This window comes from Catellatospora aurea (assembly GCF_042663325.1).
Lineage (GTDB): Bacteria > Actinomycetota > Actinomycetes > Mycobacteriales > Micromonosporaceae > Catellatospora > Catellatospora aurea.
The window spans coordinates 1-21885 of sequence record NZ_JBHTAC010000007.1 but is presented as its reverse complement, the minus strand read 5'-3'; the positions used below and the strand labels follow the sequence as shown (position 1 = coordinate 21885).

Annotated in this window: 33 protein-coding genes; 31 read left to right on the top strand and 2 right to left on the bottom strand. The window is 69.2% G+C overall.

What is annotated here, in order from left to right:
• The first annotated feature begins 7 nt into the window (after positions 1-7).
• From rplB to truA, 28 genes are all read left to right on the top strand, one after another.
• On the top strand, positions 8-847 hold the full coding sequence (gene rplB, locus ACFQO7_RS09045) for a 50S ribosomal protein L2 (RefSeq protein WP_203692228.1): 840 nt from the start codon (positions 8-10) through the stop codon (positions 845-847).
• A 16-nt stretch (positions 848-863) separates the two neighbouring features.
• Entirely contained in the window at positions 864-1145 is a 282-nt protein-coding gene (gene rpsS / locus ACFQO7_RS09040; protein ID WP_120317139.1) for a 30S ribosomal protein S19, read from the top strand.
• Between the two features lie 36 nt (positions 1146-1181).
• Positions 1182-1655 carry a 50S ribosomal protein L22 gene (gene rplV / locus ACFQO7_RS09035; RefSeq protein WP_203692227.1) on the top strand — a complete coding sequence of 158 codons (474 nt, stop codon included), beginning with the start codon at positions 1182-1184 and terminating at the stop codon, positions 1653-1655.
• Positions 1655-2485, top strand: a complete 831-nt coding sequence (gene rpsC / locus ACFQO7_RS09030; RefSeq protein ID WP_166384871.1) for a 30S ribosomal protein S3 — start codon at positions 1655-1657, stop codon at positions 2483-2485. Before rplV ends, rpsC begins: the two co-directional genes overlap by 1 nt.
• A gap of 3 nt (positions 2486-2488) precedes the next feature.
• Positions 2489-2914, top strand: a complete 426-nt coding sequence (rplP, locus tag ACFQO7_RS09025; RefSeq protein WP_203741717.1) for a 50S ribosomal protein L16 — start codon at positions 2489-2491, stop codon at positions 2912-2914.
• Complete coding sequence (gene rpmC / locus ACFQO7_RS09020; protein ID WP_120321522.1) at positions 2914-3144, top strand: 50S ribosomal protein L29; 231 nt, start codon at positions 2914-2916, stop codon at positions 3142-3144. The genes rplP and rpmC overlap by 1 nt, the downstream gene beginning before the upstream one ends.
• 5 nt (positions 3145-3149) lie before the next feature.
• Positions 3150-3428, top strand: a complete 279-nt coding sequence (gene rpsQ / locus ACFQO7_RS09015; protein WP_203692225.1) for a 30S ribosomal protein S17 — start codon at positions 3150-3152, stop codon at positions 3426-3428.
• 156 nt (positions 3429-3584) lie between these two features.
• The gene (gene rplN / locus ACFQO7_RS09010) at positions 3585-3953 is read left to right on the top strand and encodes a 50S ribosomal protein L14 (RefSeq protein ID WP_117226249.1); all 369 of its coding nucleotides are present in this window, start codon (positions 3585-3587) and stop codon (positions 3951-3953) included.
• Positions 3950-4267 (top strand): 50S ribosomal protein L24, encoded by a 318-nt coding sequence (gene rplX, locus ACFQO7_RS09005; protein WP_120317134.1) that lies wholly within the window; start codon positions 3950-3952, stop codon positions 4265-4267. Before rplN ends, rplX begins: the two co-directional genes overlap by 4 nt.
• The gene (rplE, locus tag ACFQO7_RS09000; RefSeq protein WP_360536147.1) at positions 4267-4836 is read left to right on the top strand and encodes a 50S ribosomal protein L5; all 570 of its coding nucleotides are present in this window, start codon (positions 4267-4269) and stop codon (positions 4834-4836) included. The genes rplX and rplE overlap by 1 nt, the downstream gene beginning before the upstream one ends.
• Positions 4837-4840: 4 nt before the next feature.
• Positions 4841-5026, top strand: coding sequence for a type Z 30S ribosomal protein S14 (locus tag ACFQO7_RS08995; RefSeq protein WP_120317132.1), 186 nt, complete (start codon positions 4841-4843; stop codon positions 5024-5026).
• Positions 5027-5096: 70 nt separating this feature from the next.
• Entirely contained in the window at positions 5097-5504 is a 408-nt protein-coding gene (gene rpsH, locus ACFQO7_RS08990) for a 30S ribosomal protein S8 (protein ID WP_120317131.1), read from the top strand.
• Positions 5505-5516: 12 nt separating this feature from the next.
• The gene (gene rplF / locus ACFQO7_RS08985) at positions 5517-6068 is read left to right on the top strand and encodes a 50S ribosomal protein L6 (RefSeq protein ID WP_376805973.1); all 552 of its coding nucleotides are present in this window, start codon (positions 5517-5519) and stop codon (positions 6066-6068) included.
• Complete coding sequence (gene rplR / locus ACFQO7_RS08980; RefSeq protein WP_203692221.1) at positions 6065-6454, top strand: 50S ribosomal protein L18; 390 nt, start codon at positions 6065-6067, stop codon at positions 6452-6454. The genes rplF and rplR overlap by 4 nt, the downstream gene beginning before the upstream one ends.
• 17 nt (positions 6455-6471) lie before the next feature.
• Positions 6472-7098 carry a 30S ribosomal protein S5 gene (rpsE, locus tag ACFQO7_RS08975; protein WP_360536152.1) on the top strand — a complete coding sequence of 209 codons (627 nt, stop codon included), beginning with the start codon at positions 6472-6474 and terminating at the stop codon, positions 7096-7098.
• A gap of 2 nt (positions 7099-7100) precedes the next feature.
• The gene (gene rpmD / locus ACFQO7_RS08970; protein WP_120317127.1) at positions 7101-7283 is read left to right on the top strand and encodes a 50S ribosomal protein L30; all 183 of its coding nucleotides are present in this window, start codon (positions 7101-7103) and stop codon (positions 7281-7283) included.
• The gene (gene rplO / locus ACFQO7_RS08965) at positions 7283-7726 is read left to right on the top strand and encodes a 50S ribosomal protein L15 (RefSeq protein WP_360536154.1); all 444 of its coding nucleotides are present in this window, start codon (positions 7283-7285) and stop codon (positions 7724-7726) included. Before rpmD ends, rplO begins: the two co-directional genes overlap by 1 nt.
• A 309-nt stretch (positions 7727-8035) precedes the next feature.
• Positions 8036-9364: a preprotein translocase subunit SecY gene (gene secY / locus ACFQO7_RS08960; protein WP_376805972.1), complete on the top strand. Its 1329-nt coding sequence runs from the start codon at positions 8036-8038 to the stop codon at positions 9362-9364.
• Between the two features lie 70 nt (positions 9365-9434).
• Positions 9435-10088: an adenylate kinase gene (locus ACFQO7_RS08955; protein ID WP_376805971.1), complete on the top strand. Its 654-nt coding sequence runs from the start codon at positions 9435-9437 to the stop codon at positions 10086-10088.
• Positions 10089-10326: 238 nt separating this feature from the next.
• Positions 10327-11151, top strand: coding sequence for a type I methionyl aminopeptidase (map, locus tag ACFQO7_RS08950; RefSeq protein ID WP_376806099.1), 825 nt, complete (start codon positions 10327-10329; stop codon positions 11149-11151).
• A 220-nt stretch (positions 11152-11371) separates the two neighbouring features.
• Positions 11372-11593, top strand: a complete 222-nt coding sequence (gene infA / locus ACFQO7_RS08945) for a translation initiation factor IF-1 (protein ID WP_007073013.1) — start codon at positions 11372-11374, stop codon at positions 11591-11593.
• Positions 11594-11679: 86 nt separating this feature from the next.
• Entirely contained in the window at positions 11680-11793 is a 114-nt protein-coding gene (gene rpmJ / locus ACFQO7_RS08940; RefSeq protein ID WP_020520458.1) for a 50S ribosomal protein L36, read from the top strand.
• A gap of 185 nt (positions 11794-11978) precedes the next feature.
• Positions 11979-12359: a 30S ribosomal protein S13 gene (rpsM, locus tag ACFQO7_RS08935; RefSeq protein WP_144121762.1), complete on the top strand. Its 381-nt coding sequence runs from the start codon at positions 11979-11981 to the stop codon at positions 12357-12359.
• A 44-nt stretch (positions 12360-12403) separates the two neighbouring features.
• On the top strand, positions 12404-12811 hold the full coding sequence (gene rpsK, locus ACFQO7_RS08930; RefSeq protein ID WP_120317122.1) for a 30S ribosomal protein S11: 408 nt from the start codon (positions 12404-12406) through the stop codon (positions 12809-12811).
• 14 nt (positions 12812-12825) lie between these two features.
• Positions 12826-13452: a 30S ribosomal protein S4 gene (gene rpsD, locus ACFQO7_RS08925; protein ID WP_360536162.1), complete on the top strand. Its 627-nt coding sequence runs from the start codon at positions 12826-12828 to the stop codon at positions 13450-13452.
• Positions 13453-13542: 90 nt separating this feature from the next.
• Positions 13543-14565 carry a DNA-directed RNA polymerase subunit alpha gene (locus ACFQO7_RS08920; RefSeq protein WP_376805970.1) on the top strand — a complete coding sequence of 341 codons (1023 nt, stop codon included), beginning with the start codon at positions 13543-13545 and terminating at the stop codon, positions 14563-14565.
• 43 nt (positions 14566-14608) lie between these two features.
• Positions 14609-15094: a 50S ribosomal protein L17 gene (gene rplQ / locus ACFQO7_RS08915; RefSeq protein WP_360536164.1), complete on the top strand. Its 486-nt coding sequence runs from the start codon at positions 14609-14611 to the stop codon at positions 15092-15094.
• Between the two features lie 109 nt (positions 15095-15203).
• Complete coding sequence (gene truA / locus ACFQO7_RS08910; RefSeq protein ID WP_376805969.1) at positions 15204-16064, top strand: tRNA pseudouridine(38-40) synthase TruA; 861 nt, start codon at positions 15204-15206, stop codon at positions 16062-16064.
• 114 nt (positions 16065-16178) lie between these two features.
• On the opposite strand, the gene ACFQO7_RS08905 is transcribed toward truA, so the two are convergent.
• Positions 16179-17402, bottom strand: a complete 1224-nt coding sequence (locus ACFQO7_RS08905; RefSeq protein WP_376805968.1) for a hypothetical protein — start codon at positions 17400-17402, stop codon at positions 16179-16181.
• A gap of 346 nt (positions 17403-17748) precedes the next feature.
• Here ACFQO7_RS08905 and ACFQO7_RS08900 point away from each other — a divergent pair, with 346 nt between their 5' ends.
• Complete coding sequence (locus tag ACFQO7_RS08900) at positions 17749-18429, top strand: class I SAM-dependent methyltransferase (RefSeq protein ID WP_376806098.1); 681 nt, start codon at positions 17749-17751, stop codon at positions 18427-18429.
• Between the two features lie 17 nt (positions 18430-18446).
• Positions 18447-20156 (top strand): ABC-F family ATP-binding cassette domain-containing protein, encoded by a 1710-nt coding sequence (locus ACFQO7_RS08895; RefSeq protein WP_376805967.1) that lies wholly within the window; start codon positions 18447-18449, stop codon positions 20154-20156.
• On the opposite strand, the gene ACFQO7_RS08890 is transcribed toward ACFQO7_RS08895, so the two are convergent.
• Positions 20153-21091: a GlxA family transcriptional regulator gene (locus ACFQO7_RS08890; protein ID WP_376805966.1), complete on the bottom strand. Its 939-nt coding sequence runs from the start codon at positions 21089-21091 to the stop codon at positions 20153-20155. The two genes, ACFQO7_RS08895 and ACFQO7_RS08890, sit on opposite strands and share 4 nt — an antisense overlap.
• Before the next feature lie 83 nt (positions 21092-21174).
• Between ACFQO7_RS08890 and ACFQO7_RS08885 the strand changes: the two genes are divergently transcribed.
• Positions 21175-21768, top strand: coding sequence for an MBL fold metallo-hydrolase (locus ACFQO7_RS08885; RefSeq protein WP_376805965.1), 594 nt, complete (start codon positions 21175-21177; stop codon positions 21766-21768).
• Positions 21769-21885: the final 117 nt, after the last annotated feature.

The following is a 21885-nucleotide window of genomic DNA, read 5'->3' as shown; positions in this document are numbered from 1 at the left end:
TAAGACAATGGGTATCCGTAAGTACAAGCCGACGACGCCCGGTCGCCGTGGCTCCAGCGTCGCCGACTTCACCGAGGTCACCCGGTCGACGCCGGAGAAGTCGCTCGTCGTTCCGCTGCCGAAGAAGGGCGGCCGTAACGTTCACGGCCGTATCACCACGCGGCACCAGGGCGGCGGCCACAAGCGTCAGTACCGTCTGATCGACTTCACCCGGGTGGGCAAGGACGGTGTGCCGGCCAAGGTCGCGCACATCGAGTACGACCCCAACCGCACCGCGCGCATCGCGCTGCTGCACTACGTCGACGGCGAGAAGCGCTACATCGTCGCGCCGAAGGACCTGAAGCAGGGCGACCTGGTCGAGTCCGGCCCCGGTGCCGACATCAAGCCGGGCAACAACCTGCCGCTGCGCAACATCCCGGTCGGTACGACCGTGCACTGCGTGGAGCTGCGTCCGGGTGGCGGCGCCAAGCTGGCCCGCTCGGCCGGCGTCGGCATCCAGCTGCTGGGCCGCGAGGAGGACTACGCCACGCTGCGTATGCCTTCGGGCGAGATCCGCAAGGTGGACGTCCGCTGCCGCGCGACGGTCGGCGAGATCGGCAACGCCGAGCAGTCGAACATCAACTGGGGCAAGGCCGGTCGTATGCGGTGGAAGGGCAAGCGCCCGACCGTCCGTGGTGTCGCCATGAACCCGGTCGACCACCCGCACGGTGGTGGTGAGGGTAAGACCTCCGGTGGTCGCCACCCGGTGAACCCGAAGGGCAAGCCCGAGGGTCGCACCCGCCGCAAGGGCCAGGCGAGCGACAAGCTGATCGTCCGCCGCCGCTACGCCACCCGCAAGCGCGGGTAATAGGGAGAGCTGACAGATGCCTCGCAGCCTGAAGAAGGGCCCCTTCATCGACGACCACCTGCTCAAGAAGGTGGAAGTGCAGAACGAGAAGGGCACCAAGAACGTCATCAAGACCTGGTCGCGGCGTTCGACGATCATCCCGGACATGCTGGGTCACACGATCGCCGTGCACGACGGGCGCAAGCACGTCCCGGTGTTCGTGTCGGAGGCGATGGTCGGGCACAAGCTCGGCGAGTTCGCACTGACCCGGACGTTCAAGGGTCACGAGAAGGACGACCGGAAGAGCCGTCGCCGCTGACGCGGCGGACCGTAATAAGGATTTAGGGGAAACACGATGCCTACGAATGACGCGCAGGCCGCGCCGGGCGCCCGTGCGGTCGCCCGCCACGTGCGCCTGTCCGCCACCAAGGCGCGCCGTGTGGTCAACCTCGTCCGCGGTCTGCCCGCGAAGGAGGCACTGACGGTGCTGCAGTTCGCGCCGCAGGCGGCGAGCGAGCCGGTCTACAAGGTGCTGGCCAGCGCCATCGCCAACGCTGAGAACAACGAGCGTCTCGACCCGGACGCGCTGCTGGTCAGCGCCGCCTACGTGGACGAGGGCCCGACGCTGAAGCGGTTCCGGCCGCGGGCGCAGGGCCGGGCGTACCGGATCCGCAAGCGCACCTGCCACATCACCGTCGAGGTGGAGGCAGTCGCGCCGAAGGCGCCGGTCCGCAAGGCCACCGCCGCCGCGAAGGCGACGCCGGCCAAGGCCACCAAGGCCGCCGCGAAGCCCGAGGTTGAGGCCGCCGAGCAGGAGGAGACCAAGTAATGGGTCAGAAAGTCCACCCGATTGGGTTCCGGCTCGGCATCTCGACCGACTGGAAGTCCCGCTGGTACGCCGACAAGCTCTACAAGGACTACATCGGCGAGGACGTCGCGATCCGCCGCATGATGGCCAAGGGCCTCGAGCGCGCCGGTATCTCGAAGGTCGAGATCGAGCGCACCCGTGACAAGGTCCGCATCGACATCCACACCGCCCGGCCGGGCATCGTCATCGGCCGTAAGGGTGCGGAGGCCGAGCGCCTGCGCGGCGAGCTCGAGAAGCTCACCAAGAAGCAGGTCCAGCTGAACATCCTCGAGGTCAAGAACCCCGAGTCGGACGCTCAGCTGGTCTCGCAGGGCATCGCCGAGCAGCTCTCGGGCCGCGTGGCGTTCCGCCGGGCGATGCGCAAGGCGATCCAGTCGGCCATGAAGAACCCCATGGTCAAGGGCATCCGGGTGCAGGTCTCGGGCCGCCTCGGCGGCGCTGAGATGAGCCGCACGGAGTTCTACCGTGAGGGTCGCGTGCCGCTGCACACGCTGCGCGCCAACATCGAGTACGGCTTCTTCGAGGCCCGTACCACCTTCGGCCGCATCGGCGTGAAGGTCTGGATTTACAAGGGTGACGCCGTGCCGGGTCGCGAGACCCCGGCCGAGGCCCCGGGCCGCCAGCGCCGTGAAGGCCGTGGCGGCGAGCGGTCCGAGCGACCGCGCCGTGGCCGTTCGGGTGCCACCGGCACGACCGGTGCAGGCACCGAGGCCGGCCGTGCGGCCGCCGCGGAGCTCACCAAGGACAGCGCCGACGTGGCTCCGGCCGCGCCGGTTGAGCAGGAGGGCTGAACAATGCTGATGCCGCGTAAGCCTCCGAATGGCTTCCGCAAGCCGCACCACCCCGACCGGTCCGGTCGGAGCAAGGGCGGCAACCGGGTGGTGTTCGGCGAGTTCGGCATCCAGGCGCTCGAGCCGGCGTACGTGACCAACCGGCAGATCGAGTCGGCGCGTATCGCCATGACCCGTCACATCCGTCGTGGTGGCAAGGTCTGGATCACGGTCTTCCCGGACCAGGCCCTGACCAAGAAGCCCGCCGAGACCCGCATGGGTTCCGGTAAGGGCTCACCCGAGTGGTGGGTGGCGAACGTCAAGCCGGGTCGCATTCTCTTCGAGATGGCGTTCCCGAACGAGGAGACTGCTCGTGAGGCCATGCGCCGCGCGATCCACAAGCTCCCGATGAAGTGCCGAATCGTGAAGCGCGAAGTGGGTGAGGCGTGATGGCAGCCGGTACCAAGGCGGCCGAGCTGCGCGAGAGTTCCTCCGAGGAACTGGTCGCGAAGCTGCGGGAGGCCAAGGCGGAGCTGTTCAACCTCCGCGTCCAGGGTGCGACCGGCCAGCTCGACAACAACCGTCGGCTGGATGTGGTCCGTCGCGAGATCGCCCGGATCTACACGATCATGCGCGAGCGTGAGCTGGGGCTCTCGGCCGCGCCTACTGAGGTGGCGTAGGGAACATGAGCGAGACCAACGAGAACGCAGTCGAGCGGAACCGGCGTAAGGTACGCGAGGGTCTGGTCGTCAGCGACAAGATGGACAAGACCGTCGTCGTGGCGGTCGAGGACCGGGTCAAGCACTCGCTGTACGGCAAGGTTCTCCGCCGGACCAGCAAGCTGAAGGCGCACGACGAGCAGAACGCGTGCGGCATCGGCGACCGGGTGCTGCTCATGGAGACCCGCCCGCTGTCCGCCACCAAGCGGTGGCGGGTCGTGGAGATCCTCGAGAAGGCCAAGTGACCCTGCCTCCGGCAGGTTCGCCGGCCGCCTAGCGGCCGAGAAGTTCAGATAGCCGTCCGGTTCGCCCAGCAGGGCGTTCCGGGTGGTTCGAGTTCCGCCAGGCTCCGCCCGCCCTGACCGGGCGGGCGGAGAACCGGCAGACATACAGGAGTTGACGTGATCCAGCAGGAGTCGCGACTGCGAGTCGCCGACAACACGGGTGCCCGGGAGATTCTGTGCATCCGCGTTCTCGGTGGTTCGGGTCGGCGCTACGCGAGCATCGGCGACGTCATCGTGGCCACCGTCAAGGACGCCATCCCCGGTGCCGGTGTGAAGAAGGGTGACGTCGTCAAGGCGGTCATCGTTCGCACCGTCAAGGAGCGGCGTCGTCCCGACGGCTCGTACATCCGCTTCGACGAGAACGCCGCCGTCATCATCAAGGACGGCGGGGACCCGCGCGGCACCCGTATCTTCGGCCCGGTTGGCCGTGAGCTGCGGGACAAGCGCTTCATGAAGATCATTAGCCTTGCCCCGGAGGTGTTGTGACCATGAAGGTCAAGAAGGGCGACAAGGTCAAGGTCATCGCCGGCAAGGACAAGGGCAAGGAGGGTACGGTCATCGCGGCCTACCCCCGGACCGAGAAGATCCTGGTCGAGGGCGTTAACCGGATCACCAAGCACGAGAAGATCCGTACCACCCAGCGTGGCGCCAAGACCGGCGGCATCATCACCCAGGAGGCGCCCATCCACGTCTCCAACGTGATGGTCGTCGAGGACGGCAAGCCCGTCCGGGTCGGCTACAAGATCGACGAGAACGGCGTGAAGACTCGCGTCTCCCGTCGCACCGGCAAGGAGCTGTGATGACGACGGCGACCGAGACCAAGACCATGCCTCGTCTCAAGGAGCGTTACCGCGCCGAGGTTGCGGGCCAGCTGCGCGAGCAGTTCGGCTTCGCCAACCCGATGCAGGTGCCGGGCCTGGTGAAGATCGTGGTCAACATGGGCGTCGGCGAGGCGGCCCGTGACTCGAAGAAGATCGACGGTGCGGTCCGCGACCTCACCGCGATCACCGGCCAGAAGCCGCTGATCCGCAAGGCCACCAAGTCCATCGCGCAGTTCAAGCTGCGTGAGGGCATGCCGATCGGCGCGAAGGTGACCCTGCGCGGCGACCGGATGTGGGAGTTCCTGGACCGGCTGCTGTCGATCGCGCTGCCGCGTATCCGCGACTTCCGCGGTCTGGACGGGCGCAAGCTCGACGGTCACGGCAACTACACCTTCGGTCTGACTGAGCAGTCGGTCTTCCACGAGATCGACCAGGACAAGATCGACGCGGTCCGGGGCATGGACATCACGCTCGTGACCACTGCCAAGACCGACGATGAGGGCCGGGCGCTGCTCAAGCTCCTGGGCTTCCCGTTCAAGGAGAACTGAGCACATGGCCAAGAAGGCGCTGATCATCAAGGCTGCGGCCAAGCCGAAGTTCGCGGTGCGCGCGTACACCCGGTGCCAGAAGTGCGGCCGGCCGAAGGCCGTCTACCGCAAGTTCGGGCTCTGCCGGGTTTGTGTTCGGGACATGGCTCACAAGGGTGAGCTCCCCGGCGTGTCCAAGGCTTCCTGGTAAATCCAAGGCTTCCCCTTCGCCGTAGGCCCGGTGTGACACCGGGAACCGCGGCGAGAAAGGCTGATAAACAATGACGATGACCGACCCGATTGCAGACATGCTCACGCGTCTGCGCAACGCCAACCAGGCGTACCACGACCGGGTGGCGATGCCCTACTCGAAGATCAAGGCGAACGTCGCCGAGGTTCTCAAGGCCGAGGGCTACATCGCCGCCTGGGCTGTCGAGGAGCCCGCCGAGGGTGCCGTCGGCAAGAGCCTGATCGTCGAACTGAAGTTCGGCCCGAACCGGGAGCGGAGCCTGGCCGGCATCCGGCGTGTCTCCAAGCCCGGCCTGCGGGTTTACGCCAAGTCCCCGGAGCTGCCGCGTGTTCTCGGCGGTCTGGGTGTGGCGATTATTTCGACGTCTCAGGGGCTGCTCACCGACCGGCAGGCCCGTAAGCGCGGGGTGGGCGGGGAAGTCCTCGCCTACGTCTGGTGAGGAAGGTCTGCAATGTCGCGAATCGGACGTAAGCCGATCCCGGTGCCTTCCGGCGTCGAGATCACCATCGATGGCCAGACCGTCAAGGTCAAGGGCCCCAAGGGCACGCTCGAGCACACGCTCAGCGAGCCGATCATCGCGGAGCGCGGTGAGGGCGGCGAGCTGCTCGTCACCCGCCCGAACGATGAGCGTCGTGCCAAGGAGCTGCACGGTCTCTCCCGTACCCTGGTCGCCAACATGATCGTCGGCGTCACCGAGGGCTACAAGAAGAGCCTGGAGATCAACGGCACCGGTTACCGTGTCACGGCCAAGGGCGCCGACCTGGAGTTCGCTCTCGGGTTCTCGCACCCGGTCGTGGTGCAGCCGCGGGAGGGCATCACCTTCACGGTGGAGCGGCCGACGCTGTTCCACATCACCGGCATCGACAAGCAGCTTGTCGGCGAGGTCGCCGCCAACATCCGGAAGATCCGCCCGCCGGAGCCCTACAAGGGCAAGGGTGTCAAGTACCAGGGCGAGGTCATCCGCCGTAAGGCCGGTAAGGCTGGAAAGGCAGGTAAGAAGTGACCGCCACGCTGCTCAAGCGCCGCAACGGCGTCGCCGCCAAGCGGGCCGTCGGCAAGGCGCGTCGGCACTTCCGCATCCGCCGGAACCTCAGCGGCACCGCCGAGCGCCCCCGCCTGGTCGTCACCCGCACGCTGCGCCACATCTGGGTTCAGATCGTGGACGACACCAAGGGTCACACCGTGGTGTCCGCCTCGAGCATGGACGCCTCGATCAAGGGCGCCGAGGGCGACAAGAGCGCCATCGCCGGCAAGGTGGGCGCTCTGCTCGCCGACCGGGCGAAGGCCGCCGGAATCACCAAGGTCGTCTTCGACCGCGGTGGCAACCGCTACGCGGGCCGCATCGCGGCTCTGGCGGACGCCGCACGCGGTGCTGGACTCGAGTTCTAGGAAAGGTGGCTGGGATAATGCCAGGACCACAACGCCGGGGCACGGGTTCCGGTAACACTGAGGGCGGCGACCGCGGTGGTCGCGAGCGCCGTGGCCGCGGCGACGGTCGCGGCAACGCGCCCGTCGAGAAGACCCCGCACCTCGAGCGCGTCGTCACGATCAACCGTGTCGCCAAGGTCGTCAAGGGCGGTCGGCGCTTCAGCTTCACCGCGCTGGTGATCGTCGGCGACGGCGAGGGCAACGTCGGCGTCGGCTACGGCAAGGCCAAGGAGGTGCCCGCGGCGATCGCCAAGGGTGTCGAGGAGGCCAAGAAGCACTTCTTCCGGGTTCCCCGGATCGGCTCCACCATCCCGCACCCGGTGCAGGGTGAGGCGGCGGCCGGTGTGGTGCTGCTCAAGCCGGCCAGCGCCGGTACGGGTGTCATCGCCGGCGGCCCGGTGCGTGCCGTGCTGGAGTGCGTGGGCATCCACGACGTGCTGTCGAAGAGCCTCGGCTCCTCGAACCCGATCAACATCGTGCACGCCACGGTCGCCGCGCTGAAGATGCTGGAGTCCCCGGAGGCCATCGCGGCTCGCCGCGGGCTGCCGGTCGAGGACGTCGCGCCGGCCGCACTGCTGGCCGCGCGTGCGGGAGCGGGTGCGTAACCATGGCACGTTTGAAGGTCACCCAGTTGCGGTCCGACATCGGGCGCAAGCGCAACCAGCGCGAGTCGCTGCGTTCGCTCGGGCTCAAGCGGATCAACGACGTGGTGGTGAAAGAGGACCGTCCCGAGATTCGGGGCATGATCTTCGCGGTCAGCCACCTCGTGAAGGTCGAGGAGGTTGAGTAATGACGATCAAGATCCACCACCTCCGCCCGGCGCCCGGTGCCAAGACCGCCAAGACCCGTGTGGGTCGTGGTGAGGGCTCCAAGGGCAAGACCGCCGGTCGCGGTACCAAGGGTACGAAGGCCCGTTACCAGGTGAAGCCGTCGTTCGAGGGTGGGCAGATGCCTATCCACATGCGGCTTCCGAAGATGAAGGGCTTCCGGAACAAGTTCAAGGTCGTGTTCCAGGTCGTGAACCTGGACCGGCTCGCCGAGCTGTTCCCCAACGGCGGCCAGGTCGGCCCGCTGGAGCTGGCCGAGGCCGGTGCCGTCCGCAAGGGCCACCCGGTCAAGGTGCTCGGCACCGGCGAGCTGGGCGGCGTGAAGCTCCAGGTGTCGGCGCACGGTTTCAGCGCCTCCGCCAAGGAGAAGATCGCTGCCGCCGGCGGCTCCGTGACGGAGCTGTAAGTACAGTCGCAGACGTGGCGCCCGACCGACCTAGGTCGGGCGCCACGCTCGGCTTCCGGCCTTTCTGGGCAAGACGCAGGTCGTAGCCACTGGGCACGAGCGCTGCCAAGGCCTAGGCTGGCACAGATATGTGCCGTGCAGACCTGACCATTGAGGGTCGGGACTGTTAGAGTCCGATCCCAGCTACGCGTAAACTGCGCGTGGCGCGGTGAAGGCCGACCGTAACGGTCACGGCTCGCACCACACACCCAGTCACGCCCCTTTACACGACAGCCACCGGCCCCCGGTGCCGCGCGCAGGAGGAAGAAGTTGCTCTCCGCTTTTGTCAGTGCGTTCAAGACGCCTGACCTGCGCAAGAAGATTCTGTTCACGCTCGGGATCATCGCGCTCTATCGCCTCGGTGCCACGCTGCCCAGCCCCGGTGTCTCGTACGGGAACGTGCAGAAGTGCATCACCGCCATGGAGTCGGGTGCCGAGAACGGCGTCTTCACGCTCCTTAACCTCTTCTCCGGCGGCGCTCTGCTGTCCCTGTCGGTCTTCGCGCTGGGCATCATGCCGTACATCACGGCGTCGATCATCCTGCAGCTGCTCACCGTGGTCATCCCGCGCCTGGAGCAGCTCCGCAAGGAGGGCCAGTCCGGCCAGGCGAAGATCACCCAGTACACCCGCTACCTGACCCTGGGCCTCGCCGTCCTGCAGTCCTCGGCCTTCGTGGCCCTGGCGCGCTCCGGCCAGCTGTTCCAGGGCGCGTGCGACCAGTTCCCGATCGTGCCGAACACCCAGATGCCGCAGTGGGTCACGCTGACCGCGCTGGTCGTCACCATGACCGCCGGCACCGGCGTCGTGATGTGGCTCGGCGAGCTCATCACCGACCGCGGCGTGGGCAACGGCATGTCCGTCCTGATCTTCACCTCCATCGCCGCCCGCCTCCCCAGTGAGGGCTGGCAGCTGAAGGAGTCCAAGGGCTGGTGGGGTTTCGTCGGCGTGCTGGCGCTCGTCGTCGTGGTCATCGCGCTGGTGGTGTACATCGAGCAGGCGCAGCGCCGCATCCCGGTGCAGTACGCCAAGCGCATGGTCGGCCGGCGCATGTACGGCGGCACCTCGACCTACATCCCGCTGAAGGTCAACCAGGCGGGTGTCATCCCGGTCATCTTCGCGTCCTCGCTGCTCTACCTGCCCACGCTGGCCCTGCAGTTCATGGACCAGAACAACCCGGGCACGGTCCAGATCTGGCTGCGCGACTACCTGACGGTCCCCAGCAAGTGGAGCTACATCCTGCTCTACTTCCTGATGATCATCTTCTTCACGTACTTCTACGTCTCGATCACGTTCAACCCGACCGAGATCGCGGACAACATGAAGAAGTACGGCGGCTTCGTGCCGGGTATCCGGCCGGGCAAGCCCACCGCCGACTACCTCGACTTCATCCTGAGCCGGATCACCCTGCCGGGCGCGCTCTACCTCGGCATCATCGCGATCCTGCCGAACCTGTTCTTCATCTGGCTCGACTCCCAGGCCTACCAGAACTTCCCCTTCGGCGGCACCGCGGTGCTGATCATGGTGGGCGTCGGTCTGGAGACGGTCAAGCAGATCGAGAGCCAGCTCATGCAGCGCAGCTACGAGGGATTCCTTCGGTGAGCAAGCGGGCGCAGCGGATCGGCGGCGCGTTCTCGCGCCGCCGGTTCGCCGGTTTTGGAGGGGTGTCACGATGAGGCTGGTGCTGGTGGGTCCGCCCGGCGCGGGCAAGGGGACGCAGGCGGAGTTCATCGCCTCGCACCTGTCCGTGCCCAAGATCTCGACGGGTGACATCTTCCGGGCCAACGTCTCGCAGGGCACCCCGCTCGGCCTGGAGGCCAAGCGCTACATGGACGCGGGCGGCCTGGTGCCGGACGAGGTCACCATCAACATGGTGCGCGGCCGGCTCGCCGAGCCGGACGCCGCCGACGGCTTCCTGCTCGACGGCTTCCCGCGCACTGTGCCCCAGGCCGTGGCGCTGGACAAGATGCTGGCCGACACGGGCGCGAACCTGGACCTGGTGCTGGAGCTCATCGTCGACAACGACGAGGTCATCCGGCGGCTGTCCGGCCGGCGCACCTGCCACGGCTGCGGCAAGATCTGGCACATCGAGTTCGACGCGTCGAGCCGTGAGGGCCTCTGCGACCGCTGCGGCGGCGAGCTCTACCAGCGTGACGACGACAAGGCCGAGACGATCGCGGAGCGTCTGAAGGTGTACGCCCGCGACACCGCCCCCCTGGTCGACCACTACGGCGCGCAGGGCCGCCTGGTCGGGATCGACGCCACGGGGCCGGTGGAGGACGTCACCGAGCGGGCCATCAACGAGCTGCGCTCGTTCAGCGCGTAGCATTGCCTGGCGTTCGGCGGTGGGGCCGGCGCCTGCAGGGATCATGACCGCTCCTGCTGTACACGCGATGACCGATGCCGGTCGGGTGCGTGTCGGCGGGGCGGCGGGCTGCCGCCGTCAGCGCGACGGCGGGCGGCTCGTCCCGCGGACATGAGGCGACGAAAGCGCCGGACAGTCCCCGCCGGGCAGGAAACGCCCGGTGCGACCGTTCCGGCGGGGGAAGGCGACGGCCGAGCACATGGACATCGAGATCAAGACGCCGGAGCAGCTGCACCTGATGCGCGCTGCCGGGCTCGTGGTGGCGGCGGCGCTGGCCGCGGCCCGCGAAGCCGTCAAGCCCGGGGTCAGCACCGCCGAGCTGGACGCCGTCGCCGAGGACGTGATCCGGTCGCACGGCGCCATCCCGTCGTTCAAGGGCTACCACGGCTTTCCGGGGACCATCTGCTCGTCGGTGAACGAGCAGATCGTGCACACCATCCCGAACCCGAAGCACGTGCTGGCCGAGGGTGACCTGATCTCCATCGACTGCGGGGCCATCCTGAACGGCTGGCACGGGGACGCCGCGATCACCGTCGGCGTGGGGGAGACCCGTCCGGATCTGCTGCGCATGGCCGAGGTAGCCGAGGACTCGATGTGGGCCGGCATCGCCGCCGCGGCGCGCGGGGTGCGTTCGGGCACCGGGCGGCTGACCGACATCTCGTGGGCCGTGGAGTCCGCGGTGCGCAAGGCGCCCCGCAAGTACGGCATCGTCAAGGGGTACGGCGGCCACGGCATCGGCACGGCCATGCACCAGGAGCCGCACATTCACAACCACGGCCGCCCCGGCCGCGGCCCGATGCTGGTCCCGGGCATGGCCCTGGCCATCGAGCCGATGATCACGATGGGCTCGGCCCGCACCGCCGAGCTGAACGACGGCTGGACCGTCGTCACCACCGACGGCTCCCACGCCGCGCACGTCGAGCACTCCATCGGCCTGTTCGAGGACGGCGTCTGGGTCCTCACCGCCCCCGACGGCGGCCGCGCCCGCCTCGGCGACCTGCTCACCTCCGCCGCCACCGCCTGACCCTGTGGGTTTCGACACTCCCGGCCGCGGGGGTCGGGGGGTGGTTTGGTATCGATGCCGAGGTGGGCGTAGACTGGCCAATCGGCGCACCGCGTCCACTCTGCCATGCTCCCCGCGCTTCGGGGGTCGGGCGGAACCGCGGCTGGCGTGGTCCGGATCCCCGGATCGCGATGGACCAGGTGGGCCGACCCAATTCACCCTATGTCAGGTAGCGGAGGATATGCCGAAGAAGGACGGGGCCATCGAGATCGAGGGCCGGGTTATCGAGCCACTCCCGAACGCCATGTTCCGGGTTGAGCTCGCCAATGGTCACAAGGTCTTGGCCCACATCAGCGGCAAGATGCGTCAGCACTACATTCGCATCCTGCCCGAGGACCGGGTCGTCGTCGAGCTCTCGCCGTACGACCTCACTCGCGGGCGGATCGTCTACCGCTACAAGTAATCGAACTGACTCCACCGGGGTGAGTCCGTGTCCGTCTTTCCCTGGCTCGACGCTGTGCGGGCCGGGAATAGCAGCAAAGGCGAGCCGTGAAGGTCAAGCCGAGTGTCAAGAAGATCTGCAACAAGTGCCGCGTCATCCGTCGGCACGGCCGGGTCATGATCATTTGTGACGACCCGCGCCACAAGCAGCGCCAGGGCTGATTCCAGCTCCCTGGCAACGCCTGTCGTTGCAGCATCACCAGCAATAGCTCGTTCCAGCCGCGGGAACGCTCCGACTTGTCGGACAGCTCTGCGGATCAACCCCCGGTCGGAGGCCGGGGCCCCACCTGGGCAGGTGGGGGATGGATCGGGCGCAGACCTCCGCAAGCTACGAGGAGCAGCCCACCATGGCACGTCTCGTCGGCGTTGATCTCCCCCGCGAAAAGCGGCTGGAGATCGCGCTTACCTACGTTTACGGCATCGGCCGCACCCGCTCGGCGCAGCTTTGCTCCGCCACGGGCATCGACCCGAACAAGCGGGCAAAGGACCTCACCGACGAAGAGGTCGTCCAGCTTCGTGACTACATCGAAGCGAACTTCAAGGTTGAAGGCGACCTGCGCCGCGAGGTCGCCGCTGACATCCGCCGCAAGGTGGAGATCGGTTGCTACGAGGGCATCCGGCACCGCAAGGGCCTGCCTGTCCGTGGACAGCGCACTCGCACGAACGCTCGTACCCGCAAGGGCCCGAAGCGCACCGTGGCCGGCAAGAAGAAGGCCGGCAAGAAGTAAGCCTGTCCCGCTAGCAACCGCATCTAGAAGGAGCGCATAAAGATATGCCACCCAAGGCACGCGCTGGGGCCGCTGTAAAGAAGGTCCGGCGTAAAGAACGCAAGAACGTCTCCCACGGGCAGGCGCACATCAAGAGCACGTTCAACAACACCATCGTGTCCATCACGGACCCGACCGGTGCTGTGATCTCGTGGGCCTCCGCCGGCCAGGTCGGCTTCAAGGGCTCGCGTAAGTCGACTCCGTTCGCCGCCCAGCTGGCCGCCGAGGCCGCCGCGCGTCGCGCGATGGAGCACGGCATGCGCAAGGTCGACGTGTTCGTCAAGGGTCCGGGCTCTGGCCGTGAGACCGCCATCCGTTCGCTGACCGCTGCCGGTCTCGAGGTCGGGCAGATCTCCGACGTCACGCCGCAGCCGCACAACGGATGCCGTCCGCCCAAGCGGCGCCGGGTCTAAGGGGAGATTGAAAGATGGCTCGTTACACCGGCGCTGACTGCCGCCGTTGCCGTCGTGAGAAGGTCAAGCTGTTCCTCAAGGGCAGCAAGTGCGATGGGCCGAAGTGCCCGTTCGAGTCGCGCCCCTTCCCGCCCGGCCAGCACGGCCGCGGTCGCACCAAGGAGTCCGAGTACCTGCTGCAGCTTCGTGAGAAGCAGAAGGCCCGTCGTATCTACGGCGTGCTGGAGAAGCAGTTCCGCGGCTACTACGAAGAGGCCAACCGCAAGTCGGGCAAGACGGGTGAGGTTCTGCTGCAGATCCTCGAGTCGCGTCTCGACAACGTGGTCTACCGGGCCGGCCTGGCCAAGTCCCGTGACCACGCCCGTCAGGTCGTGAAGCACGGTCACTTCCTGGTCAACGGCAAGAAGGTCGACATCCCGTCGTACCGCGTCGCCGAGCACGACATCGTCGAGGTCCGGACCAAGTCCCGCGAGCTCACGCCGTTCGTGGTGGCGCAGGCCGAGGCCGGCTCGCGTGGCGTCCCGGCCTGGCTGGAGGTCATCCCCAGCCAGTTCAAGGTTCTCGTTCACTCGCTTCCGGCCCGCCAGGTGATCGACACCCAGGTCCAGGAGCAGCTGATCGTCGAGCTCTACTCCAAGTAGTAGTGCTCTGGCCGGTGCGGCGTCATGCCGCACCGGCCGCCATTACGCGTGGCGTCAAATAGTGGGCGCCCAACGTATAGGAGTTCACCAGTGCTTATCTCTCAGCGGCCGACTCTCACCGAAGAGGCGATCAACGAGACCCGCTCCCGGTTCACCATCGAGCCGCTCGAGCCCGGGTTCGGCTACACCCTCGGCAACTCGCTGCGTCGTACGCTGCTCAGCTCGATCCCGGGCGCGGCCGTCACCAGCATCAAGATCGACGGTGTGCTGCACGAGTTCACCACGATCCCCGGTGTCAAGGAGGACGTGGTCGAGCTGGTCATGAACGTCAAGGACCTGTGTGTCTCGTCGGAGCACGACGAGCCGGTCAGCATGTACCTGCGCAAGCAGGGCCCTGGCGACGTGACCGCCGGCGACATCCAGCCCCCGGCCGGTGTCTCCGTGCACAACCCGGACCTGAAGCTCGCGACCCTGAACGGCAAGGGCCGGCTCGACATGGAGCTGACCGTCGAGCGGGGCCGGGGCTACGTCACGGCGGCGCAGAACAAGAACGCCGGCGCCGAGATCGGCCGCATCCCGGTCGACTCGATCTACTCGCCGGTGCTCAAGGTGACGTACCGCGTCGAGGCGACCCGTGTCGAGCAGCGCACCGACTTCGACCGTCTGATCATCGACGTCGAGTCGAAGGCGTCCATCTCGCCGCGGACCGCGCTGGCGTCGGCCGGTTCCACCCTGGTGGAGCTGTTCGGGCTGTGCCGTGAGCTGGACGAGACCGCCGAGGGCATCGACATCGGCCCGTCGCCGCAGGACGCGCAGCTCGCTGCCGACCTGGCGCTGCCGATCGAGGAGCTGGACCTGACCGTCCGCTCGTACAACTGCCTCAAGCGCGAGGGCATCAACTCCGTCGGTGAGCTCATCGGGCGCACCGAGGCGGACCTGCTCGACATAAGGAATTTCGGGCAGAAGTCCATCGACGAGGTGAAGATGAAGCTCGCCGGGATGGGTCTGGGGCTGAAGGACTCGGCTCCGAACTTCGACCCGGCCCACGTCGTGGACTCCTACGGCGACGCCGACTACGACACTGACGACTACCGCGAGACCGAGCAGCTGTAACCGAACCTGCCTCGGCAGCTCGGATAGACATCAAGGAGCACCAATGCCCACGCCCACCAAGGGTCCCCGCCTCGGGGGCAGCCCCGCGCACGAGCAGCTGATCCTGGCCAACCTGGCCCAGTCGCTGTTCAAGCACGGCCGCATCACCACCACCGAGACCAAGGCCAAGCGGCTGCGCCCGCTGGCCGAGCGCCTCATCACCAAGGCCAAGCGGGACGACCTGGCGGCTCGCCGCGAGGTTCGCAAGTCGATCCCCGAGCGGGACGTCTTCGTGGCCCTGTTCGAGCAGATCGCCCCGCGCTTCGCGAACCGCAACGGTGGCTACACGCGGATCGTGAAGACCGGCCCGCGCAAGGGTGACGCCGCTCCGATGGCGATCATCGAGCTGGTCGAGGAGCTCGAGGTGGCGGCGCCCGCGGCGCCGGCGAAGGCTGCCAAGGCCCAGGCCAAGAAGGCCGCCCAGGAGGACAAGGTCGCCGTTCTGTCCGGCGAGGCCGGCGACGCCGACGAGGCCGCCGACAAGGCCTGAGTTCCATCGGTCGGAGCTCCTCTCCCGCTGCGTGCGCAGCCGGGAGGGGAGCTTCGCCGTTTCCGCGGGGTTGGTGCCCGCGTGTCGAGGCGCGTAGGAGGAGCAGGAGATGGCGCGGGTACGGCTGGACGTCGGTTACGACGGCACGGACTTCTCTGGCTGGGCGGCGCAGCCGGGTCGGCGTACGGTCGCCGGGGTGCTGCTGGCCGAGCTGGAGAAGGTGTTCGGGCCGGGCAACCCGACCGGCCTGACCGTGGCCGGCCGCACCGACGCCGGCGTGCACGCCACCGGGCAGGTGTGCCACGTCGACCTGCCCGACGAGCGCTGGCAGGCGCTCGCGCCCTCGCTGGTGCGCCGACTGGCCGGGCTGTTGCCCGGGGACGTGCGGGTGTGGTCGGCCCGTGCGGTGCCGCCGACGTTCGATGCGCGGTTCTCGGCCATGTGGCGGCGCTACGAATACCGGGTCGTCGACACGGAGTCCGGTCCGAGCCCGCTGCGCCGCCACGACACCCTGTTCTGGCTGCGGCCGCTGGACCTGGACCGGCTCAACGCGGCCGCGGCGGGGCTGTGCGGGGAGCACGACTTCGCGGCGTTCTGCAAGCGCAAGGAGCACGCGACGACCATCCGGCACATCACCGCGATGTCGTGGCGGCGCGAGCCGGACGGCGTACTGGCCGCGACGGTGCAGGCCGACGCGTTCTGCCAGGCGATGGTGCGCAGCCTGGTCGGCGCGATGCTGACGGCCGGCGACGGCCGCCGGGAGCCGGACTGGCCCGCGTCGCTGCTGACCCGCACCGAACGCGTCAGCGACGTGCTGGTCGCCCCGCCGCACGGGCTGAACCTGATCGCGGTGGGCTATCCGGACGAGGCGGAGTTCGCGGCCCGCGCCGAGCAGACCCGCAACCTGCGCGGCGTGCCCGCGGGCCTACGGGCGGCCGCGGCCGCGCAGCCCACCGACCAGCCGTCCTGACCGACCCGGCCGCCACACCCCCAGCATCGCAACCGCGCAGCTCACGGCTGTGGCGGCGTTAAGAAGGGCACCTTCTGCAACGCGGAGCGTTGTGAAGGTGCCCTTCCTTTGTCTTCAGCTGGCGGCGGGGGTGGGAGCGCCGCTGGTGGTGATGGGGTCGCTGGCGCGTTCCTCGAGGACCTTGCCGCGCAGGTAGAACTCGATCACGTCGAAGAGGATCTGCTTGGCGAACGGGTCGCCGATCGGGATCTCGCCGCCGTCGGATCGGGCGATCACGCAGTAGACCAGGTAGTGACCGCGGATGTTCCAGCCGGCGTGGGTCGAGGCCAGGGCCAGCGGCTTGGTGATGCTCTTCTTGTCCTGGCGGTCGGGGGCGTAGCCGAGGAAGCGTCCCTTGCCCTCGTCGACGATCGGTTTGATCGCCTCGTACGCCTTCTCCGCGTTGGCGACCGTGTCCAGGTTCACGATGCCGCCGGTGACCAGGTAGGCCCCGTTAGGGGAGCGCATCGTGCCGCGGACCACCTGGGAGCAGCCCAGCTTCGTGATCAGCTTGCTGATCTCGCCGCTGGCGGCCGCCCGGCAGTCGGTGAGCACCTGCGGCTTGATGACCGTGTACACCTCGGTCGGCTTGTTCGGGTCGATGACGATCTGCTTGCCCGGGAAGACCTCGCCCGCGGTGAGCGGCTTCGGGTCGATCTCGCGGGAGGTGATGTCGACGGGCGTGGCGGTCGGCGGCGGCGAGGTGTTGGCCTGCGCGCCGGTGCCCTGCTTCTCGTCCAGCACCATCAGGAAGGATCCGACACCGCACACCGTCAGCACGGCCAGCACACCGAGCACGCTCAGCGCCTTCTTCCAGCGCCCGGACATGTTCGGGTTCACCGCGAGCCGCTGCCAGCCGGCGGCCACGCCGGGCTCGCCCGCGCCGGCCGGACGCGGCCCGGTGCGCCGCGGCGGTGGTGGAGGCGGCGGCGTGACGGTGGGCCGGGTGGGTGGCGGCGGCACGACCCGCACCGGCATCGCCGGGTTGGGCGCGGTGCGCGGCGGCATGCCACCGGGCGCGCCGACGCCGGGGGAGACCGGGGTCGCGGGCGGCGCGGAACGTTGGCGCGGCTCGGTGACGTTGCGCCGCGGCGGGGCGGCCGTGGGGCCGCCTGGCGCGAATCCGCGCCGCATGGTGGGTGGAGGGTCCTCGACGCCTCGTGGACGCGCCAGCGCGCCGTTGCGGGCACCGGGCGGCTCCCCGGGCACGTTGCGCCGGGGCGGCTCGCCTGTCCGCGGCTCGCCGCGGCGCGGCGGCTCGTATCCGTGCGGCGCGGCCGGGGTGCGTGATCCCGGCACGAGCCCGGGACCCTGCCCGCGGGCGGGCTGCGGCGGCGGCACGGGCCGCCCGCCTGCCCGGCCGGGCGGGACACCGGGATGTTCGTGCGGGGGTTTGCGCTCCTGGAAGCCGTCGAACCGGTCGGGGTTCTGCGTCGGCTCGGCGGCGCGGCGTCGGCCGGCCCCACCTGTCCGGCTTGGTGACTCAGAGTCATGGGCGCTGTCGCGTGGTGACCCGTGCCGACCGGCGCCCGTGTCCCCGGGTAAGCGGGGACCGGGCGTGTCTCGGTCGCGCGGGTCACGACGGGAAGATGGCGGCCAGTCCCCCGAACCGGTGCCGTAGCCGTGAGCCATGTCGCACAGCGTAATGGACGACACAGTCGCCAATAACCCTGCGGCCGGTGAGTCCGTCCGTTCGGGGGAGAATGTGCGGGTGGGCGAGCATTACTTCACTGCGGAGCCGGGCGCGTCGGCGCGCCCGCACGAGGTCGTTTTCAGTATCGAGGGTCATGAGTACGACCTGGTCGCAGCGGGTGGGGTGTTCTCCGCGACGCGGCTCGACCCGGGCACGACCGTGCTGCTGAAGAAGGGCCCGCTGCCCGGCGCGGAGGTCACCGGAAACTTTCTGGACCTCGGGTGCGGCTACGGCCCGATCACCATGGTCCTGGCCACCCGCGCGCCGTCGGCGCTGGTGTGGGCCGTCGACGTCAACGCGCGGGCCCGCGAGCTGACCGAGGAGAACGCCCGGCGGCTGAAGGTCGCCGACCGGGTACGCGTCGCCGACCCCGACGGGGTGCCGGCCGACGTCGAGTTCACCCAGATCTGGTCCAATCCGCCGATCCGGATCGGCAAGGAGGAGCTGCACCAGCTGCTGCTGCGCTGGCTGCCGCGGCTCGCCCCGGGCGGCACGGCGTGGCTGGTCGTCGCCAAGCACAAGGGCGCGGACTCGCTGCAGCAGTGGCTGGGCGACCAGGGCTGGCAGGCCGAGCGGCACGCCAGCGGCTCGGGGTTCCGGGTGCTGAAAGTGACTCGCCCCCGACCGGCCTGATCAGGCACTATTCCGGCGTGGGATACGTGGATGTGGCCGGCGTGGCGTACACGCTGCCGGACGGGCGTGAACTCTTCTCCGACGTGTCGTTCCGCGTCGGCGAGGGAGCCAAGGTGGCGCTCATCGGCCCGAACGGGGCCGGCAAGACGACGCTGCTGCGCATGGTCTCCGGCGACCTGCCGGTGCCCACGGGCGCCGTCGCGCGCTCCGGCGGCCTCGGGGTGATGCGCCAGTTCATCGGCATGCTCGGGTCCTCTGCCGCGACCGGGGTGCCCGGCGGCGCCGAGATGACGCTCGCCGAGATGGCCCTCGGCCTGGTCGAGCCGCGCCTGCAGGCCGCGGGCGCGCGCCTGGTCAAGGCCGAGCAGGCGATGCGGGTGGCCGACTCGCGCGGCAAGCTGACCAGCAGCGCCCAGCAGGCGCAGCTGCACTACGCCGAGGCGCTGTCCGCGTACGGCGAGGCCGGCGGCTACGAGGCCGAGGTGCTGTTCGACACCGTCGCCACGCTCATTCTGAACCTGTCCTGGGACGAGTGCCGGGACCGGCCGGTGCGCACCCTGTCCGGCGGTCAGCAGAAACGATTCGCACTGGAGCTGCTGCTGCGCGGCACCGACGAGGTGCTGCTGCTCGACGAGCCGGACAACTTCCTCGACGTGCCCGCCAAACGCTGGCTGGAGCAGCGGCTGCGCGAGTCGAAGAAGTCCGTGCTGTACGTCTCGCACGACCGGGAGCTGCTCAACCAGACCGCCGACCGGGTCGTCGCGGTCGAGGGCGGCAGCGCCTGGACGCACGTCGGCTCGTTCGCGTCGTGGCACGAGGCGCGGGGCGCCCGGCACGACAGCATGGAGGAGCGCCGCCGCCGCTGGGACGAGGAGCACGAGAAGCTGCGCGCGCTGATGCTGATGTACAAGCAGAAGTCGGCCTACAACGACGGCCTGGCCTCGCGGTACCAGGCCGCGCAGACCCGGCTGCGCAAGTTCGAGGAGGCGGGCCCGCCGCCGCTGCCGCCCAAGGACCAGCAGATCCAGATGCGGCTCAAGGGCTCCCGCACCGGCAAGCGCGCCGTCATCTGCGAGCAGCTCGAACTGGAGAACCTCACCTTCCCGTTCGACCTCGAACTCTGGTACGGCGACCGGCTCGCCGTGCTCGGCGCGAACGGCACCGGCAAGTCCCACTTCCTTCGTCTGCTCGCGCAGCAGGCGCACGGCGGGGGCGAGGAGGCCGGGCGCTCGGCCGACGGCGCGGTGCACGCGAACGTGAAGCACAGCGGTGTCGCGAGGCTCGGCGCGCGGGTCGTGCCCGGCCACTTCTCGCAGACCCACGACCGGCCCGACCTGGCCGGCAAGGAGCTGATCGACATCCTGTGGCGCGGCGACACGCACCGGCCGTCGCTGGCCCGCGAGGCTGCGTACAAGGTGCTCGACCGCTACGAGCTGGCCAAGCAAGCGGAGCAGCGCTTCGGCACGTTGTCCGGCGGCCAGCAGGCCCGCTTCCTGGTGCTGCTGCTGGAACTGAGCGGCGTCACCCTGCTGCTGCTCGACGAGCCCACCGACAACCTGGACCTGGCCAGCGCCGAAGCCCTGGAGCAGGGCTTGGCCGGCTTCGAGGGCACCGTCGTCGCGGTCACCCACGACCGCTGGTTCACCCGGGGCTTCGACCGCTTCCTGCTGTTCCAGGCCGATGGCGAGGTCGTCGAGACCCCCGAACCGGTGTGGGACGTGCGCTAGCGGGCGGACAGCTGGAAGGCGCGGCGGTACGTGCGCGGGGGCACGCCGCGGCGGCGCGTGAAGTGCTCGCGCAGGATGGCCGCCGAGGTGAACCCGACTCGGCGGGCCACCTCCTCGACCGCCAGGTCGGTGGTCTCCAGCAGCTCTTCGGCGCTGTTCAGCCGCTGCGCCAGCAGCCAGGCGTGCGGCGTGGATCCGGTGGCGTCGGCGAACCGGCGCAGGAAGGTGCGTCGGCTGGCCAGCGCGCGGGCGGCCAGCTCGTCGACGGTCAGCCGCCGGTGCAGGTTGTCTCGCGCCCAGGCCAGCACCGTGCCGAGCCGTTCGTCGTCCGCGCCGTCGGGCACGGGCGCGGCCACGTACTGCGCCTGCCCGCCCTCGCGGTGCGGCGGGATCACCATCTCCCGGGCGATCTCGTTCGCGGCTGCGGCACTGTGTTCCCGGCGGATCAGGTGCAGGCACATGTCCGCCCCGGCGGCCGCGCCCGCGCCCGTGACGACGGAGCCCTCGTCCACGTAGAGCACGTCGGCGGCGAGCCGCACGGCCGGGAACCTGGCGGCGAAGTCGGCGGCGAACCGCCAGTGCGTCGTGGCCCGCCGCCCGTCGAGCAGGCCGGCCGCGGCCAGCGTGTACGCCCCCACGCAGTGCGCGGCGACGATCGCGCCCCGGTCATGTGCCGCTCGGAGCGCCGCCGCGGCCGCCGCCGGCGGGGGTTCCCGGAACCGGCCGCCGGGCAGGGCCAGCACAAGGTCGGCGGTGGCCAACCGGTCGAGCCCGTCGTCCACCCGCACGTCGAGCCCGAGGTCGGTGCGCAGCGGGCCGGGCCGGTCGGTGCAGACGGCGAAGTCGAACCGGCCGGTGAAGACCTCGCCGACCAGCCCGAGCGAGAACGCCAGCACGCCCTGGGGCGCGTACGCCGCCACCGATCGGAAAGCCATGCCGAGGATGATGGCACGTTTCCTGCGATCGGTGGCATCCGTGCCACTCGTCATGATCGTCTCAGCCCGACAGGATCATCGTCATGAGTGACGCACCCCGCGGCCGCAGCGCCGTTCTCGACATCCTGGCCACCGGATACACCAGCTCGACCGGGCCCGGCGTGGCCGCGACCGTCTCCCTGGTGCGCGACGGCGACCTGCGCATCGTGTTCGACCCGGGCATGGTCGCGCACCCGTCGGTCATCCTCGACGCGCTGGCCGCGCTCGGGCTGTCGGCGGCGGACGTCACCGATGTCGTGCTCAGCCACCACCACCCGGACAACATCATGAACGCGGGCCTGTTCGCCACCGCTCGGATGCACGACCACAAAGCGATCTACCGGGGCCACGAGTGGACCGACCGGGACGCCGAGGGCCACGCGTTCTCGGACTCGATCCGGCTGATCAGCACGCCGGGCCACAGCCACGAGGACATCACCCTGCTCGCGGGTACGGCCGACGGCGTGGCGGCACTCGCCGGCGACCTGTGGTGGCGAGCCGACGGCCCCGCCGACGATCCAGTCTCGCCGGACCGCGCCCAGTTGCGCGCCAGCCGGGAGCGGGTGCTCGCCGTCGCCGACCTGGTGGTGCCCGGCCACGGCGCGCCGTTCATCCCGAGTGAAACCACGCCTCGCTGACGCTGCCCTTCGGCAAAGCAGGTCTGGCTTGACGCCGGGGCCGCCCAGGTCGGACATGGCGGCCGACGACATTTGCTCTGCACCCAAAGCCTTGCTCTGCACCCACCGACGCAACAC